Annotated in this window: 16 protein-coding genes and 1 tRNA gene; 9 read left to right on the top strand and 8 right to left on the bottom strand. The window is 49.9% G+C overall.

The window, feature by feature from the left end; genetic code table 11:
- Positions 1 to 228 precede the first annotated feature (228 nt).
- Positions 229 to 846 (top strand): SagB/ThcOx family dehydrogenase, encoded by a 618-nt coding sequence (locus ACTRXD_RS08835; protein WP_442431729.1) that lies wholly within the window; start codon positions 229 to 231, stop codon positions 844 to 846.
- The gene (locus tag ACTRXD_RS08830) at positions 788 to 2,317 is read left to right on the top strand and encodes a Dyp-type peroxidase (RefSeq protein WP_442431453.1); all 1,530 of its coding nucleotides are present in this window, start codon (positions 788 to 790) and stop codon (positions 2,315 to 2,317) included. The genes ACTRXD_RS08835 and ACTRXD_RS08830 overlap by 59 nt, the downstream gene beginning before the upstream one ends.
- A gap of 220 nt (positions 2,318 to 2,537) precedes the next feature.
- On the opposite strand, the gene lipB is transcribed toward ACTRXD_RS08830, so the two are convergent.
- Genes lipB through ACTRXD_RS08815 form a run of 3 tightly spaced genes read right to left on the bottom strand, consistent with a single transcriptional unit; the run spans position 2,538 to position 4,919 of the window.
- Entirely contained in the window at positions 2,538 to 3,221 is a 684-nt protein-coding gene (gene lipB, locus ACTRXD_RS08825; protein WP_442431452.1) for a lipoyl(octanoyl) transferase LipB, read from the bottom strand.
- 12 nt (positions 3,222 to 3,233) lie between these two features.
- Complete coding sequence (locus ACTRXD_RS08820) at positions 3,234 to 3,638, bottom strand: acyl-CoA thioesterase (protein ID WP_442431451.1); 405 nt, start codon at positions 3,636 to 3,638, stop codon at positions 3,234 to 3,236.
- 18 nt (positions 3,639 to 3,656) lie between these two features.
- Entirely contained in the window at positions 3,657 to 4,919 is a 1,263-nt protein-coding gene (locus ACTRXD_RS08815; RefSeq protein WP_442431450.1) for a TIGR02710 family CRISPR-associated CARF protein, read from the bottom strand.
- Positions 4,920 to 5,055: 136 nt separating this feature from the next.
- Here ACTRXD_RS08815 and ACTRXD_RS08810 point away from each other — a divergent pair, with 136 nt between their 5' ends.
- The 3 genes from ACTRXD_RS08810 to ACTRXD_RS08800 all read left to right on the top strand — a co-directional run bounded on the left by ACTRXD_RS08810 (position 5,056) and on the right by ACTRXD_RS08800 (position 8,081).
- Positions 5,056 to 5,637 carry a D-sedoheptulose-7-phosphate isomerase gene (locus ACTRXD_RS08810; protein WP_442431449.1) on the top strand — a complete coding sequence of 194 codons (582 nt, stop codon included), beginning with the start codon at positions 5,056 to 5,058 and terminating at the stop codon, positions 5,635 to 5,637.
- A complete protein-coding gene (locus ACTRXD_RS08805; protein ID WP_442431448.1) occupies positions 5,624 to 6,601 on the top strand; it encodes a hypothetical protein in 978 nt (325 codons plus the stop codon). Before ACTRXD_RS08810 ends, ACTRXD_RS08805 begins: the two co-directional genes overlap by 14 nt.
- Before the next feature lie 70 nt (positions 6,602 to 6,671).
- Positions 6,672 to 8,081, top strand: a complete 1,410-nt coding sequence (locus tag ACTRXD_RS08800) for a sigma-54-dependent transcriptional regulator (RefSeq protein ID WP_442431447.1) — start codon at positions 6,672 to 6,674, stop codon at positions 8,079 to 8,081.
- 704 nt (positions 8,082 to 8,785) lie between these two features.
- Here ACTRXD_RS08800 and ACTRXD_RS08795 read toward each other — a convergent pair.
- From ACTRXD_RS08795 to ACTRXD_RS08775, 5 genes are all read right to left on the bottom strand, one after another.
- Positions 8,786 to 9,676, bottom strand: a complete 891-nt coding sequence (locus tag ACTRXD_RS08795; RefSeq protein ID WP_442431446.1) for a response regulator — start codon at positions 9,674 to 9,676, stop codon at positions 8,786 to 8,788.
- A 228-nt stretch (positions 9,677 to 9,904) separates the two neighbouring features.
- Complete coding sequence (locus ACTRXD_RS08790; protein ID WP_442431445.1) at positions 9,905 to 12,232, bottom strand: GAF domain-containing sensor histidine kinase; 2,328 nt, start codon at positions 12,230 to 12,232, stop codon at positions 9,905 to 9,907.
- Positions 12,219 to 13,178 (bottom strand): ABC transporter substrate-binding protein, encoded by a 960-nt coding sequence (locus ACTRXD_RS08785; protein WP_442431444.1) that lies wholly within the window; start codon positions 13,176 to 13,178, stop codon positions 12,219 to 12,221. Before ACTRXD_RS08785 ends, ACTRXD_RS08790 begins: the two co-directional genes overlap by 14 nt.
- 530 nt (positions 13,179 to 13,708) lie before the next feature.
- Complete coding sequence (locus tag ACTRXD_RS08780; RefSeq protein ID WP_442431443.1) at positions 13,709 to 14,050, bottom strand: hypothetical protein; 342 nt, start codon at positions 14,048 to 14,050, stop codon at positions 13,709 to 13,711.
- Between the two features lie 378 nt (positions 14,051 to 14,428).
- Positions 14,429 to 15,235, bottom strand: a complete 807-nt coding sequence (locus ACTRXD_RS08775; protein ID WP_442431442.1) for a symmetrical bis(5'-nucleosyl)-tetraphosphatase — start codon at positions 15,233 to 15,235, stop codon at positions 14,429 to 14,431.
- A 103-nt stretch (positions 15,236 to 15,338) separates the two neighbouring features.
- Between ACTRXD_RS08775 and ACTRXD_RS08770 the strand changes: the two genes are divergently transcribed.
- From ACTRXD_RS08770 to ACTRXD_RS08755, 4 genes are all read left to right on the top strand, one after another.
- Entirely contained in the window at positions 15,339 to 16,112 is a 774-nt protein-coding gene (locus ACTRXD_RS08770) for an alpha/beta hydrolase (RefSeq protein WP_442431441.1), read from the top strand.
- Positions 16,113 to 16,200: 88 nt separating this feature from the next.
- Complete coding sequence (locus ACTRXD_RS08765) at positions 16,201 to 16,692, top strand: MOSC domain-containing protein (RefSeq protein ID WP_442431440.1); 492 nt, start codon at positions 16,201 to 16,203, stop codon at positions 16,690 to 16,692.
- Positions 16,656 to 17,351: a class I SAM-dependent methyltransferase gene (locus tag ACTRXD_RS08760; RefSeq protein ID WP_442431439.1), complete on the top strand. Its 696-nt coding sequence runs from the start codon at positions 16,656 to 16,658 to the stop codon at positions 17,349 to 17,351. Before ACTRXD_RS08765 ends, ACTRXD_RS08760 begins: the two co-directional genes overlap by 37 nt.
- 53 nt (positions 17,352 to 17,404) lie before the next feature.
- A tRNA-Gln gene (locus tag ACTRXD_RS08755) sits at positions 17,405 to 17,478 on the top strand.
- The last annotated feature ends 58 nt before the right edge of the window (positions 17,479 to 17,536 follow it).

Raw genomic sequence — 17,536 nt, 5'->3', positions numbered from 1 at the left:
TCGGTAGCCTTCAGGATTTTTCGGTACTCTGTTGGATATTTCTTTGCTTGAGAAGACGAGAGAGGTCGTTGCGTTGAAGTCTGGGGAGCTCGGCCGCTTTGGATTGGTTCCAGTTACTGCGGCCCATGGTTGGATTTTTGAGCAGGCTCCATATGACTCCAGATATTTGTAACCTGAGCCACCATGTCTCTCTTACACCAATCACTCCCGTATAAATGATATCCTTTCATCAAACTTCCCAAGCCTCATCATCCGCTAACTTTTTCTCTGGAAGAGGCTATCACTACTCGAGCATCGTATAGGAACCTCAAGCCGGTTACCTTAGATCTGGAGCAATTATCAACCATTTTTCATTTCGCCTATGGCACCAGGGTGGGCCAAACCCCAAATATCCCACGTTCTGTTCGTGTTGTTCCTTCTGGAGGAGGTCTTTTTCCACTTGAACTATTTTATTACAGCGCATGTATTAAGGATTTACAAGCAGGAGTATACCATTTCAATGCAATAGAATGTGGCTTACGCCGCTTACAAACTGTAGAAAAAACTCGGGAATTTTCAGCTTCTCTAGTCCAGCCTGAGCTTGGGCTAGGAGCCTCGATAATTATTTTCATAACCGCTATTTTTGAACGTTCAACTTTTGAGTACGGGGAACGCGGCTATCGGTTTATTTTACTGGAGGCCGGGCATGTTGCTCAAAATCTTAATTTTGTTGCCAATGCTCTCGGGTTAGGGTGTGTCAACATCGGCGGCTATTTTGACCGTGAGATAGACGAGTATTTGGATTTAGATGGTATCACCCATTCGACGATATACATGCTTGCGATCGGTGGGAAAACAGACGCCTAGGAAAACATGTCGGAGCGGGATGGTATCCCGACTCATCCGCATGCTTCGGAAAGGAGTAGCTCCAATGACAGCGAAGCTGAATAATTTAGACCCCCATGATCCGACCAAAGTCATTCCACTGGATCCAGATTCCCCTCAACACGCAGCAATGATGGATGACCTACAGGGCAATATTCTTAAAGGTCACGGGCGGCATCATACGGCTCACATTTTCATAAAATTCGGGAAGGATACTACCCAAGCCAGAAAATGGGTAAAGAAATTTTCAGAAAGCGTCACCACTGCATTTCACCAACGAAAAGTAGCTCTTGCCCGCCGGAAGGCTCTTGATTCAGGCGCAAATTGGGAGGAAACGACATTCAGGGGTTTTGGCCTCTCTGCCAAAGGATACCAAGCTTTAGGTTTCAAAAATGACCAAATCCCCTTTGATCCTAAATTTCGAAAGGGAATGAAAGCCTCCGGCCAAGGCCTCAATGACCGGCCTTCCCAAGAATGGGACAAGCCATATAGAGATGAAATCCATGCCATGATTATTTTGGCCCACAAAAATGAAGCACTCTTAAAAGTCGAAAGCAGGGAATTGCGGGATGATATAGAAAATACCAAGGGGGCTGTAAAGGAAATCGCAACCGAGGAGGGCAGAGTACTCCCCTTGGATAACAACGGAAATATCGTGGAACACTTTGGATATGTTGATGGTCGTAGCCAACCTCTTTTTCTCCAGGAGGATATCGAATCCCAAAAAAGAAAGGAGGGCATTGACCAATATGATCCCTCCACTCCCCTCAGTTCTGTGCTGATAGAAGACCCTAACGGTGGAAAAGGAAGCCAGAGCTATGGAAGTTATTTTGTCTTCAGAAAACTTGAACAGAATGTGAAAGGATTTAAAGATGCTGAAGCACAGCTAGCAGAAGTATTGAAACTTGAAGATGAAGAAGCCGAGAGAGCAGGAGCTCTGGTTGTAGGACGTTTTGAAGATGGGACACCGATTACACTACAAAAGCGTGATGGAATGGATGATCCCGCTTTTAATAATTTTAACTACCAAAATGATAGGAATGGATCCAAATGTCCTTTTCAGGGACACATTCGAAAGGTCAATCCCCGTGAGCAATCACAAGAAGAACGGGGGCACCGAATTGCCAGACGGGGAATCACTTATGGGAAACGGAGAGAAGATATGGCGGATCACCCTGAGAATGGAGTCGGTCTTCTTTTCATGTGTTTTCAAGCTGATATTGCGAACCAATTTGAGCAATTGCAGCAAATGGCTAATACCACAACCGGTGGACTTGATCCTATCATCGGCCAAACAGATGATAAAAAAATACCACTTCAACAACAATGGCCTTGTGAATGGGCTGGGGAAAACAGAAAAACCCAAGCATTTGATTTCCAAGGATTCGTCACACTGAAAGGCGGAGAATATTTCTTCGCGCCAAGTATGAGTTTTTTAAAAAGCATTGGGTAAGGCGAGCAATTAGAGCTTGAAAAAAAGAGAGCAGAAAGCCGGGAAAAAAGTAAAAAATTAAAGAAACATGGCTTTCGAGTAGAGCAGGGCAAACCAGCATACCTCCATAAGATATATGACGTCTCACAGATGGCTTCAATCTCTAGGAGAATATGACCAACAGGCAGGCAGTGGGGCTTCCTGAACTAAATCAAAGATGAGAGCAGGCTATTCTCAATAATTACCCTTTCGCCCACGCAATTCTAAAAACCTCCCCAAAATGGTGAGTGATTTGTGTCCGCACCAGATGCGAATCAATTGATCTCACAAGGTTCTTTGCCATGGAGGTCATGGTACAGCCTTCAATGCCACATGGCGCTAACAGGGTAAACGGTTGGAGATCGACGTTCACGTTTAAGGCAAATCCGTGCATGGTCACCCCACGGGAAATTCGTACGCCGATGGAGGCAATTTTTTCCATGCACATGGCGGATGTTTTCACCCACACCCCCCGAAACGATTCATGACGACATCCGGTAATCCCCCATTCCGCTAACGTGCGAATCAGGACCTCCTCCAATTGCTGGACATAGATTTTTGGACCAGGACAGTAATTTCGAAGTCGTAAAATCGGATATCCAATTATCTGTCCGGGGCCATGATAGGTCACGGATCCCCCTCGCCCGGTCTGATGAAGGTGGACCCCCATGTGCTGTAGTTCGGTCCAGCGAGGCTCCCAATGTTCAGGCTTAGTTGTTCGTCCCAATGTGATGACAGGTTCGTGTTCGGTCAATAACAACGTGTCGGGCCGACGGTCCTCAAGACGTTGGGTAACCAGTAACTGTTGAAGCTCCAAGGCTTCCGCATAGAGTAGCCGCGGGAACGTCAGCACCATTCCCGGTTGTCGAGAATCGACGAGAGCCATAGGAATGCGATCTCAGGAGGAAGTGGACCCTAGGGGGAGGCCCAGGGCTTTCAGGATAGGAGGTGGGAGGCGTTTGATTCTGCCGTTGGTATCCACGGCCACAAGAGTTGCCGATCCTTCCACGACCAATCTTTTGCTGGTGCGATCTTTGATGAGATGGGAAAATGTGAGAGACGTTCGTCGATCGGCCGCTACCGTCGTCTCGACCTCCAGGATGTCTCCATAGGTGGCGGCTGATCGATAGGAAAGTTCAGCGCGTATCACGCGAAATTCAGTTCCTTCTTGTATTAATGCGGCAACCGACAGGCCATGGCTATCAAAGTAATGCGTTCGGGCTCGTTCAAAGTATTTTAGATAGTTGGCGTAGTAGACGACTCCTCCACAATCTGTATCTTCATAATAGACCCGTACCTCCATTCCGGCCGGTCGCCTCCCCTACACATTCATGGTTGGAAATTCTGGAAGGTCGGTGGGAGCCACGCCACTTAATTTTATCACCAGGTCATAGAGTTGATGGTGGCGTTCGGGTTTAATCGGTTCAAATCCGTAACCCAGTAGGGCATGATCAGCGGCATCAAATAAGGATTTCATTTTAGACCAATCCGTGACAAAGCGTTGCCCCATGGGATCTCCAAGCGCAGCCAATGCCTGAAATTGCGCCTGTAAAGGAAGGCGGTATTTCCCGTCAATTTCATTCAGATATTGCCTGCGACAGGTTTCTCGCAGGTCCTCCGGGAGTTGATCGAGGTTCACATCCCAACTTTTCAGGTGGTACTGGGTATACAAACGGGATTGAGCAAAGCCTTCCAAGGCTCGAAGGAGGACGTGAGTGGCAACTTCCAGATCACGCCCGCGATCTCCACGGCGTTTTGCCCATGCCAATAAGTCGAGAGCCACGGCAGGCTTAATATCTTTCGAATCCAGCACAATTCGTTCAAGGAACGAGAGGTTTGCTTTGAGGAGGTGAATGAGGCGATCCGTGCCCGGCGGGCCGCCCCAAACAGAGGCCAGTTCCAAGGCTTTGATCCCGCCCTTTAATTTTTCCCAGGCCGGACGATACAGGAGTTGATCCCACAGGCTATAGCCCTGTGCCACATCGGCTAGGGCACGATAAAAGGGTTTCAGTCCGCCGCTGATTCGATGTTCCAACGTGTGAAACCCTTTAACGGCCGCATCATAAGAACCATGATTGAAATGGTAACAAGTCTCGTGTCGCAGATGCGGCGCTTCTTCGTCCCAAGGATTGGCAGAGGCTTCAGATTGCGACAACAATTTGGTGATCGCTTCGACGGCCTGGTCAGCAGATGGAAAAGGGTGGCCGGGAAACGACAACACTTTGGTGGAAAAGGGAAATCCTGTCAGCACCATGGCGGAGGCCATGCCAACGGTCGCGCTGGTAATATCAATCACCAGTTCCCCGGGCATCACGTTCCAGGTCGTTAGCAAAGGGCCAAGCCCATGAGCCAGGGCTTTCTGGCAAGCAGAAAAACTTTCAGGGGAAGGGGTGAAAATCCAGTCCCAACGCTGTGGCATGCGTGACAAGGCCGGGGGGATCTGAGATTCCACGACCTGTTTATGGGACTCATGCAGAAAAAAACATACCATGTCAGGATTCAAGTGCCGGACAATGGCGATGGCGGACGAAGGGTCGGCTTGAATGGCGAGTAGGAGTGCTTTGGTGGGGATATGGGCACTCACAATGGGTCGACTATATCATCGGTGGAGGAGCCCGGCAAGAAAACCGATGCTGGATATGATGCTCTCAACGGCGAATTCCGGTATTTCTCTTCGCACAGTGTGAAATTTGATTTCTATCCTGATAGAATCGGCCACGATGAATATTGATGCGGTTATTCAGGCCTTTGAAACCAGTGCCGATGTCAAAAATGAATTTATCCGGACCCACGCGGAACGTGTCGTTGAAATTGGTCAATTGCTGATCCGCGCATTTCGTGAAGGCCGAAAGGTCTTGCTCTTTGGGAATGGTGGGAGTGCCACGGATGCCTCGCATCTTGCCGCGGAGTTTGTGGGTCGGTACCGGCGCGATCGGGATCCCCTTCCTGCCCTGGCATTGGCCTGTGATATGGCTGCCATTACCTGTATTGCGAATGATTATGACTATACAGATATTTTCTCACGGCAAATAAAAGCGCATGGCCGCAAAGGGGATGTGGCTATTGCCATTAGCACCAGCGGAAACTCCCTTAACGTGATCCGTGGTGTGGAAGCGGCCACGGACAGTGGCCTTGTCACCGTGGCCTGGACAGGCGCCACCGGGGGTAAAGTAGGAGATCTCGTCGATTATTGTTTTCGGGTCCCTTCTTCGGTGACGGCACGTATTCAAGAATGTCATATTACGTTGGGTCACGTGTTGTGCGAATTTATTGAAGAGCGTCTTTTTGGTGATCAGGGCTAAATCATTGCCGACCGGTACGTCTCCGAAGCTGAATCTCGCCCGGCTTCGCACCTACCCGCTTCAAACCCGTCATTCCAAAGTGAAAATGGCGGATTTTGGTTCACCCTGGCAGCGTGGTGGTTCCTTTCAAGCCTTCCTTAAAACCTTACCGGATATTTTAGCTGGCAAAACTTTCAGAGCCGTGGTGACGGCGATCGTTGATGCCAGGCGACGGGGAAAACCGGTGATTCTGGGCATGGGGGCCCATCCGACCAAGGTCGGTCTCAATCCCATTGTCGTGGACCTGATGCGCAAGGGTGTGATTACTGCCGTGGCCATGAATGGAGCCGTCATTATTCACGATTTTGAGATAGCCTACCTGGGGCAAACCTCGGAGGAGGTCGAAGCCGAAATTGATTCCGGACGATTTGGCATGGCAGAAGACACGGGACGTATATTAAATGAGGCGATTGTGCAGGGATGGCAAAAGGGTTTGGGCATTGGAGAAGCGGTCGGCCGGTATCTTTTGAAGCATCCCAGGCAATTTCCACATCGGCGAAGGAGCTTGCTGGCGACCGGTGCGCAACTTGGTCTTCCCGTCACGGTGCATGTGGCGATCGGGACCGATATTATTCACATGCATCCCCAGGCAAATGGTGAAGCGATTGGTGGCGGCTCGTTATTGGATTTTCGCAAGCTGGCCGCAGTGGTGTCGAAGATGGAAGGGGGCGTGTATATTAATTTGGGATCAGCGGTCATGATGCCGGAAGTCTTTCTCAAAACCGTAACGTTGGGGCGGAATCTGGGACGAGCCTTAAAGCAGATCACGACGGTAAATATGGATTTTCTTCCCCATTACCGGCCGATGACCAACGTCGTCAAACGGCCAACGCAAAAAGGTGGAAAGGGTTATGCGCTGACCGGCCATCATGAATTGATGGTTCCGCTTTTGGCCGCAGCCGTGCTGGAGGCGCTTGGGAGGTGAGGTATTCTTGGGTGGCTGCGACTTTATTGATACGGGATAATCAGGTGCGGGCTTAAGGAGGAGAACCCTCATGAAAAAGAAAATTCTCATTGTCGATGATCATCCCGACATTGTCCTCATGCTTACAGACCGTTTAGAGGCCCTGGGTTATGACACGATTTCCGCTGGAAATGGCCAAGAAGCGTTGGAGAAATATGAGCAGGACTTTCCTCACCTCATGTTGTTGGATTTAGAAATGCCACAGATGGCCGGCATGGAAGTGTTGCAACAATTAGCCAAAATGGGTGTGAAAAAAAATGGAGAGGCTGATTCTCAGACATTTGGCGGAGGAGAGTGCCTCCCGTTGCCTGTCGTGGTTATGACGGCTCATGGCACAATTTCCAAAGCCGTTGAAGCCATGAAAGCCGGAGCGTATGACTTTCTCACGAAGCCTATTGAGCTGGACCATCTGGCCATCGTCCTCAAAAAGGTCCTCACGCGGGAAGCATTAGGACGGCAGGTTGCCGCGTTGCGCACGGAGGTGGAAAGCCGGTATAGCCAAATCGTGGGGAATAGTTCTCAGGTGCATTCAATGGTGGAGTTGGCAAAGCGGGCTGCCGAAGCTGATGCCACGGTGTTGCTGCTGGGAGAAAGCGGGACGGGGAAGGAGTTGTTTGCCCGGTCAATTCACCAGTGGAGCGACCGGCGGGATATGCCGTTCAGTATCATCAATTGCGTGGCTCTCACGGAAACCCTCTTAGAGAACGAACTCTTTGGGCATGAAAAGGGGGCGTTTACCGGTGCAGACTCTCTCCAGAAAGGAAAAATCGAAGCCGCGGATGGGGGAACCGTTTTCCTGGATGAAATCGGCGATATGCCGCTGGGGCTTCAGGCTAAATTACTCCGGGTGCTTCAGGATCATGAGTTTCCCCGGGTGGGTGGGACGCGATTGGTCCGCGTCAACATTCGGGTGGTTGCGGCCACCAATAAAGATCTGAAGCGAGCGGTTAAAGAGAGGACCTTTCGGGAAGACCTGTATTTCCGGCTGAATGTCGTGAACTTGTTATTGCCACCATTGCGGGATCGTCCCGAAGATATCATTCCTCTTGCCGAACATTTTTTAGCCCGCCACATGCGGGAAATGAAAAAACGGAAGCGGAGTTTTTCCAAGTCTGCCATTAAGACGATGCGATGCTACGCATGGCCCGGTAATATTCGGGAACTGGACAATGCGATTGCTCGAGCAGTGGTGTTGGGAGTAGAGGAAGAAATTTCTCCAGATCTCTTGGGCTTGGGGGGAGGAAAAGACGAACTCGATGAGATCGATAACCTCCCTTATCATGAATCCCTGGACCGGTTCGGTACCCGCATTCTGGAGCAGGCCATGCGTCGAAGCAACTGGAGCCAAACCAAAGCCTCAGAACTCCTTGGACTTCAACGCACTTACCTCTCCCGCCTCCTCAAGCAAAAAGGCATTCAGCAGGGGACTGAGAGTTCCTGATCATTTTGGGATTCCGAGGAACCGGGAAAAGACTCCCCAAGGTTCAAACGACCAATTATTTATTGGTAAAGGGGGAATGAGGGCTTATTGTCCTATTAGAATTGGCCTGAATGCTGGCATTCATAGTGGATATCCCTATGAAAAACCCCCTGCTGGGTTCCGAAAAACCAATTTGCGGGCATAGGGGATTCAGGCAGGTTAGACATGGGGAACACCATAAGCCCCAGGCAACTGAAATACTTTGTGCCGGGCAACCGTGGTGGTGGTCCGGGTTGGGTGAGGGGGCAAGAAGTTCTCCAATATCAAAAGGCTGGGGACTTTTCTTCTTTTGAAAGAATGCCAAGATGTCGGTTACTTCGGTCATTGAGGAAGAAAAGGGGTTTCAGATCCGTGCCGAGCAGAGGAGGACTAAAAAACAGACACAGCCATATCCTGATAATTGTGCAGGCTCTTGAAAGGCATTCTGAATGCCAGTTTGATCATTGAGGGTTACACCTTGCCTAACCCCACGAATTTCCTCAGCTCAACTCAAAGGTCCCTCATGCTTTTTCGTTCCTTCCTGAGTAGTCGTATTCGATTCCTCTGACTTGCTCTCTTTTTTCTGCGGACAGATTCTCTGGCATATGAGCTTCGTAAAGGTGTTTCATGATTTCAGACCCCGCCATGTCAGGAGTGGTTTGAGGACCTGGATGCCGAACAAAATTTTAGGCCTTCGGTGATTTCTCCACTGCAGGACGAGTCACCGCGCAGGTAAATTCCTGGCCTTGAAAATTGAGCAGGTATACTGAAATCTCAATAGGGAACTCCTGGCCATTTTTGGTACGGTGGATTGATTGAAAGGCTAGGGGTTGACCCTTCCGCAAGCTTTCCAGGCGTTGTTGGAATTTTTCATTGTCATGGTAGGGGGCAATGTCGGGAATACGAAGGGTCTTAAGTTCTTCCTGTGTATACCCTAAGGCGACGCAAGCCGCCTGATTGGCAAAACGTAAGCGTTTATCCGAATCCGCCACCATGATTCCATTGGGTACATGATCAAAAGCGAATTGCATCAGTTGAGCATACTCTGCCAGCTGTTCATATGCGGTGAGGTTCAATGGGTGTTGCGTTGCGTCATGAAGGGAAGCCCCGGTTGAGCTTGGTTGAAGAAGGGAAGGGAAGGTGGCACTGGGATGTGTGGATGCGAAAGAGCTTTGCCAACCTGCGATCGCGATGTTTCGTGCCAAACAGGCTCGATGAATGGCGGATTTAACTTCCTGCCGTTGGTACGGTTTGGTGAGGTAAGCAAAGGCCTTCTCGAGGATGTCCGGATGGGCCGTCCTTCGTAAGGAGGTAAAGGCGGTCAACAGGATGACGGGAAGATGTGGATGCGTCTGAGAGAGTTCGTTGAGCACTTCAATGCCATCCCGGTCTGGAAGTCCGACATCAAGAAGCACGATATCATACGATGATACCGTACTTTTTTGGAGGGCGGCCCCTCCGGTCTCTACAGAATCCACCTCAAAACCTTCCTGGCGAAGGTAGTCAGAGAGGGCAAGAAGGATGTCGGTGTCGTCATCCACGAGCAAAATGCGCGGCTTCGTGGACAAGGTTGACATGTTTCCTTTCTTTGGAGGCGAATCAGAGGATTGTCAAATTTTGGTAGAAAAAGTCACCTGGAAATATCCCTACTTTCCTCCAGCCATTCAAAAAGCTCTGCAATTTATAGGCTTAGGTAAATGCTTGTTTTTCGAAGAAAGAGGGAGCTGTTAAAATTAATAATGTATCTGTTCAGATAACTTTTGTATCTAAACGGATACATGTTTGGCAGACCGCATTGGTGATTCTCAGGAGGGTGTGGTCGAGAGGGTTACGGGCAAGATAACACAGAAGCGACTACCCTCTCCGGGAGAACTTTCCACCCAAATCGATCCGCCGTGCAGCTCGACTAAACTCTTCGTAATAGCCAAGCCGAGCCCCGCTCCCCGATTTTTCATTTCAGAAGATTGCCCACGGTAAAACCGTTCAAAAATCGTCTTTTGTTCCTCGAGAGGAATGCCGCAGCCGCTATCAATGACGCATGTTTGGATCATGTCGTCGTCCCGCTGGTTGACTTCCACTTTCACAGTTCCGGGAGACTCTGTAAATTTGAGGGCGTTGTTGATGAGGTTGGTAAAAATCTGAATGAGCTTATCCCGATCGCCTTGGATGAATCCGATGGGATCGGAAATATGGGCTTCGAGAATGAGTGAACGTTCCTGCGCGATAGATTGCAACGTTTCCACCACCTCTCTGGCGAGGCTGCCCATGTTAACGGGGCTCCGGTGCAAGTCCATGCGGCCTGCTTCGATGCGGGAAAGGTCCAAGAGATCATTGATCATCCGAGTGAGTCGTTCGATGTTGTATTTCATCCGTTCGAGATAGAATGATTGTCGGTCATTCAGATCGCCGACCAAACCATCCAACATGTTTTCCACCAACCCTTTAATAGAGGTCATCGGCGTGCGAAGTTCATGTGAGACAATGGACACGAAGGAGGACTTCAACCGGTCTAATTCCTGAAGACGTTCATTGGCGGACTGCAAATCTTGCGTGCGTTCTTTGACTCGTTCTTCGAGAGTTTGAGCGAGCTTTTCGACTTCCTCATAGTTTTGTGCGTTGTCGATGGCAACCGCCACGTGACTGGCTATGGTCAAAAGCAAATCCAGATCTTCCTGTGTGCAGCGTTGATGGCCCCGATCGGCTCCCAGATACCCCAGCACGCGTTGATGACTCAGCAGCGGGGCACACACAAAAGAGATCACTTCCATTTGTCGACAGATGGGCAGAATGAGAGGGCTCATCTGATGGGCAATTTCCTCCAGATCGTATGCCAAAACCGGACGTCCGTGGAGCAAAAGGGTTTCATCTATGCTTCCTGGAGAAATGGGAAATTCAAGGTGTCGAATTTGCTTCTCTAATTCCAGGGGCACCCCTGACACATCGGAGACCCTGGCTTTCGTGCCTCCAGGATTCTGGAGAACGAGGATCATACGTTGGAATCCCAGATTTTTTCGAAGGAGCTTCAGGACGGTGGAAAACAGTTTTTGGACATCGAGTGTCGAAGTAATCACAATTCCGGTTTGGTGCAGCGTACTGAGTTGCGTGACCTGCTTCGTGATGGTGTGAACATAATGAGAGATGGCTTCTTCACGTTGTTGGAGGGCTCGCGCCATCCGATCGATGCTGGTGGTGAGTTGTCCCACTTCATCCTGGGTGTCTGTCGCGACCGTCACGGACAAATCCCCTTCAGCGATTTTTCTAGAGGCCACTGCCAAACGCTGAAGGGGTGTGACGATGCGATTGGCTAGCAGAATTGTGAGAAGAATACCCACGAGGATGATTCCCACGGTGAGGAGCCCGATGTGCCACACCGTTTGATTGAGCGATTGTTGCATGTGTGCGGTGCTGAGGCCGATTTGGATGATGCCGATAATGCCGGACGGTTTGGGGGAAACTGTCAGACGGTCTTGAAGGTTTTCTGACAACAGCAATTCCATTGTGGAGAGCCGCCTATCTTGCCGGTAGACTGGAAGGGCGAGATCATAAATGGTTTCTGATCCGACTCTGAATCCTTCTGCACCCTTTCGTTCTGCGGACCTAACAAGGAGAAGTCCTTCCTTCAGCGGTGAGGTATGTAAGACCGTCAAAAGTGGCTCAATAATGGAATTTTTGGGAGCTGATGTGATCAGACCCTCTGTGAGGGAATCATCCGGGAATAAAGGGTGCGTTTCGTCACGAGTGAGCTTCGTCGTATTCACTAATTTTCCTTTTGATTTTCCGACCAACACGTTTCCGTCCTGGTCTCGTGCGATGGCGTAGACGACTTCCGGTGCCGATAACGCGCCATCTAACATCGTCTCCAGATAATGTGTATCTTGAATGATGAGTCGATTGACGCTGACATTGTTCAGTGTTTTAACCAGAATTGTTCCTGTTTTGAGTAGCGCACCTTTCATGACCTCGGCTTCCTGCTGAATGAGGTATCCACTGAGACTTGAGCAGGCAAGAACGATGACCAGACTAACAAACAACGAAAATTTCGCTCGTAACGTGAGAAATCCCCTCGGAATTCCGGTGGGTTCAGTTGGGAGAGGTGATGGGGATTGGCTGAGTTGAGGTTTAAAATTGCTCATCGAATTGCCTCAGGACGTCTGGAGTGAGAGAGAGGCTCAAATACCTTGCGGACCTCTGATTGATGGATTTATGGACGCGTTCAGGAGGGATAATCGTTCCCAATAGAGATGAAGCCGTTTTTCCGGCCAGTTGTTGGGTCAGCTGGGCGGCCTGTTTGCCAATGTCCACATAATGGAAATATGCGCCGACAACTGCGCCGCTACGCACTAATCCGGCGGAAAAACCCACGACGGGAATCTTGTATTCCAAAGTGGTACTTAACAGAAAGTCCAAAGTGTTTTCCGTGAGAACGGTACTGTCCGGTAACAGCCACAAGGCGTCGATGTGGCCTTTGAGGGCATTGAGGGCGGAGGTGACATCTTGTTCTTGATGTACTTCTTCAGAGACGATCTTGATGCCCAATGCCTTGGCGTCCTGGAGCAGTTGACTATGCATCTCGTTTGTTTTTTGCGGATCGAAAAGCACTCCGATGCGTGAAACCTTGGGTGCTAAAGTGTGTAAAGATTGTAGGGGTTGGCGAAAGGGGACCTTCAGAGAGAGACCGACCATGTTGGCGGTCGGCAAGCCATATTTTTCCGGATCAAGAACCAAACAAAATATGACGGGGATATCCGGAATTTCGAGTTTGGCAGCAAGAGCCGCTTTTAATCCCACTGCTAACACAACCTTGGCGTTAGATGCGCGAATGCGCCGCGATAGAATGCGGCCCTTTGCCAGGTCTCCCTGGAGGTCGTATTCCCCGGTCACGTGAAAGGAGGAAGGGAGAGCCGATGTAAATGCAGTAATGGCTTCAGAGTAGGCGTTGATGTCTGCCGACTTCAGGATGGCGACTTCCTCGGCAAAGGTGACAGTGGACAGGTTGAGGAATAATCCCACACACACGATCGCCCGGATAAGCCTCCTCCAATAGGCTGATCGGTGGCAAATAGCCCTCAACTTGTTCATCGTTCTCAGGGACGTTTATGAGGTTGTTTGTCCTACCAATATGGTCAGGAAATGGTTTCTTGTTGATTCATTCGAAACGATAAAAAAGTGTTTTCATGGTCGGGTGTCCGGGTATAAATAAGGATTCTTCTTTCATATTCTTTCCTGCTTGTGGGGGAAAGAATAGGGAATTCCATTCATCGCCAATTTAGGCTCTGATCTCTCATCAGGAGTAATCTTATTTTCTCTGAGCGTTTCCCTGGTCGAAGGGCAAACGCAATCTTCACCCTGAAGTCTCACCCAAATTTTGAAAAGAAGCAAGGGTAGTACCGGTGGAAAGCTCGTCACCAAATGTCGGGAAATTTCCTGGTCGGAAATGAGCAGGAAATTAAGTGGATGGGGGCCTAGGAAGCAAGGAAGAGCGGAAACCGTCTAGGAGAGATACTCAGATGGAATGGGAAAGTCTCTTTAGAGTACTGGAGGAAATATCTCGGTGTTCGCAACTATACCCAATCCCACTCTGGCACCGAATGCCTGTGTCTGTAATAACTTTATGGTACGCGATGCCACTCGTATTCTGAAACAAACTGGGCGGTAAGTGAGCGAATCAATCTGGATTCTGCCGTTTCACGTATTATGGGAGTCTGATAATGCGGTTGCCATCCACAATTAAGACAGCGGACCACGGTTTCATTCGAAGTTTCTCCACCCTCTTGATGCACCAGGCCTTGGCATTTTGGACATTGCGCGAGTGTGTCGGCACAGTAGGCCGATGGATCGGGTCTGAGAGAATCCAAATGGATACGAGTATGGCGTCGGCGAATTTTTCTGAGCGTGGTGGCCGGGTTATTCGCGGATGAATTGGTTCTTTGTTGGAGAGTGGATTTCATCATGTGGATCCCTTTCTTAAAATAAATGCAGTGGTGAGGTGGCCTTTAGTCTTCAGGATTGTTCGTTTTCCATCGTTATTTACGCTTCCCGGTGTTACCTAGAGGTTCAAGCAAGAGAAGTGCCTGAAGAACATGAATAAATCCTAGGGAGTAAATGCCAACAGTTATTAAGCACTATATGGTGCTAAAAAAAATTGAAGCTTACACAAGGGCAGAGGGGAAGGAGGTATCACCAGGTATCTAAATGGATACAGAATGTATCTCATCAGATACATGAGGTGGGAGGTGTAAATTTTTAGGGAACGGCAGGGGGGATTTTGGTGTGTATGGAAAAGGGGCGACTGCCTGGCTCTTCATCCTGCGGCGGGAAGGGTGATCTGATTATATCTTTGAGCAGGTGACGCGAAAGAGTTGTTGGTCTTCCAGGCGCAGGGCAATGAGTTCCCGTCCCCACACGCATCCACCGTCGATCGCAAACACGCGTGGTCCTTTCACGACTCCTAAGGCTGACCAATGGCCAAAAATAATTGTGTCCTCTTGTGTCGCCCGATTGGGAACTTGGAACCATGGCATAAACCCTGGAGGGGCGTCGTCGGGATGCCCCTTAAACGAGAACTCAGGAATTCCTTCTTTGGTGCAGACCCGAAGGCGTGTCAGGACATTGGTCGTGAGACCTAATCGTTCGTCAAGGCTCAGATGGGGGGAAAACACAATGGGTTTTCGAAAATAGATTGCCGGTAAGTACTGGTGAAAATTATCATCCCGCAGGGCTTCCTCCACTTCACGAGCGAACTCCAATACTTGGGATAGGGACCAGGAAGGTAAGAGGCCTGCATGAATCAGGCAATATCCATCTTCGACGTGGGCAAGGGGTCGAAACCGCAACCAGGTGAGCAATTCATCCACATCGGGTGCCGAGAGTACCGATTGTAAGGTGTCTTTACGACTTAGAGTGGTGACCTTGGCCCACACCGCAAGAAGATGTACGTCATGATTGCCCAACACGGTGATGGCCGAGTTCCTTAACTGCTTGATGAGGCGAAGCACTTCCAGGGAATCCGGTCCTCGATTGACTAAGTCCCCGACGAACCAGAGACGATCGGATGCGGGATTGAAGTGAATCTTTTCTATCAAACGGTGTAAAGCCTGGACGCATCCCTGTACATCTCCAATTGCATAAGTAGCCATCGTGAAGGATCCTCGAATGGTAAAAAAATTTCTACTGGAAGAATATACCCTAATTTAGCATTTTTTATCCGCGTTGGTGTCCCCGCCTTGCTACAATGGGCCGATGTTTGAAGGAGTCTTTGTATTTCAGCCCTCTTCTTGGGAAGACCGGAATTGGGCGAGTCTCAGTGGACTGCCTTTAGAAGAGGTGTGGCTCCCGGTTGATGAGTCAGTCACGATATTCGGCTGGTTTGTCAGCGCCGGACCGACCAAACCGGTGCTCCTCTGGTGTCATGGCAATGCGGGTAATATTAGTCATCGGTTAGACAATATCCGGGAGCTGTATCGGCGTGGATTATCTGTTTTCATCTTTGATTATCGCGGCTATGGCCGGAGCACGGGCACTCCTTCAGAGCCCGGCATGTATCAGGATGCTCTTGCCGCCTATGACTATGTCTTAAACCGACGTGGGATTGCCTCGAGCGGGATTGTACTGTTTGGACGATCTTTGGGCGCGTGTGTGGCCTGTGAAGTGGCCATTCTCCGGCCATCGGCCGGAGTCATTCTTGAGGGGGCATTTCCTTCTATCCAGGCCATGTCGGACCACCATTACTTAGGATTGCCCGCCCGCTGGTTGCTAAATGTGAACTTCAATCTGACTGAAAAGGTGGCAAAGCTGAGGCGTCCGCTATTGGTGATTCATGGCGATAAGGACTCCATTGTTCCGGTGGCCCTGGGGCGGCAGGTCTATGATGCAGCACATGAGCCTAAACAATGGTATGTGGTAGTGGGTGCGGGACATAATGATATGCCCTTTGTTGGGGGAACCTCCTATTTTCAGAATATCACGAGCTTTGTTCAGACTTTAATCTCCAAAGAGCATGGAGGGTCTGGGTGATTGATGTTGTCCGGCTTGACCACCCTTTCGATCAATGGCTACCATGCTTTTCGTCTCGGACTAGTATGCCGGTGATGTAAAGATTTTTATGGGTTCTGTCGCGTATCTCTATCAAATTAATCGTTCTCCAGGTGGACTCCCCAAGCTGCCCGTGCCCGATGCGTGTATTACGTTCAAAGGGATGGATGGAGACCGGCATCGGAATCGGGCTTTGCATGGCGGCCCGGATCGGGCCTTATGCCTGTTCTCGTTTGAGGTCCTGGAGGCCTTACAACAAGAGGGGCACACAGTTCACCCTGGAGCCTCGGGAGAAAATTTGACCGTAGCCGGACTAAACTGGACACAGTTGAAACCAGGTGACCATCTGAAAATTGGAGAAAAGGTGCAGATCAAACTGACAAGTTATTGTGAACCGTGTCGTCATAATGCGCAATGGTTTGTGAATGGCGACTTTTCCCGAATCTCGCACCGGCAACACCCCGGATGGAGCCGATTGTATGCTCGTGTCTTGTCTGAAGGACGGGTGCGGCAAGGTGATGGTGTGTGGGTCGTGACGTCGCCGAAAAGGAATATGAAATGATGGAACGGGTTCTCGAACCGGAAATTATGGATGATCCGGTGCAAGTTCAGGCCTATGCCGAAGCGGATTTTCAAGAAGAAAATCAGGGGTTTGTGGATACCTTTCTTCGACTCTATGAGGACCGTGATGGCCCTCATGTTGTGGATGTGGGGTGCGGCCCCGGAGATATCGCCATCCGCCTGGCCCGTAATCATCCCACCTGTCTGATTACAGGAATTGATGCTTCCATTCCCATGATCACCTGGGCGGAACAGGCAGTGAAGCAAGCCGGGTTAGCTCATCGAATAGAGTTTCTCTCCCAACGGTTTCAAGATGCCAGATTGGCTACTCCAGCTGACGCCGTGATGTCGAACAGTTTGGCCCACCATGTTCCCAATCCTTTACGATTTTGGTATGAAATAAAAAAAATGATCAAGCCAGGTGGGCTAGTGGTGGTCATGGATCTCCTTCGTCCGGATTCTCCCGACGAGGCGCAGGCGCTCGTTGAGCAGTATGCGGCTCATGAACCAGAGAGATTACGCCAGGATTTCTTTCACTCCCTGTTGGCGGCCTTTACGGAGGATGAGGTGGCTGCCCACCTCGCAGAACTTAATTTAAGCCGCTTGATGGTAGATGTCCCGGATGATCGGCACTGGATCGTGTACGGGCGTGTGTACTGACCTTGAAAGATCTTGACGCTTTAGACCCGTAAGTCTTAAAGTGCCTGTTCGGTTGGGGGATCGTCTAGGGGCAAGACATAAGATTTTGGATCTTAGAACCCAGGTTCGATTCCTGGTCCCCCAGCCAGTCAATTTCATTTTTTCTTTCAAACACTTCCCTCACGTCATTCTTTTCCGGTATTGGC

This window comes from Nitrospira sp. T9 (genome assembly GCF_052156535.1).
Taxonomy (GTDB): domain Bacteria; phylum Nitrospirota; class Nitrospiria; order Nitrospirales; family UBA8639; genus Nitrospira_E.
This window is presented reverse-complemented; position numbering and strand designations above follow the sequence as displayed.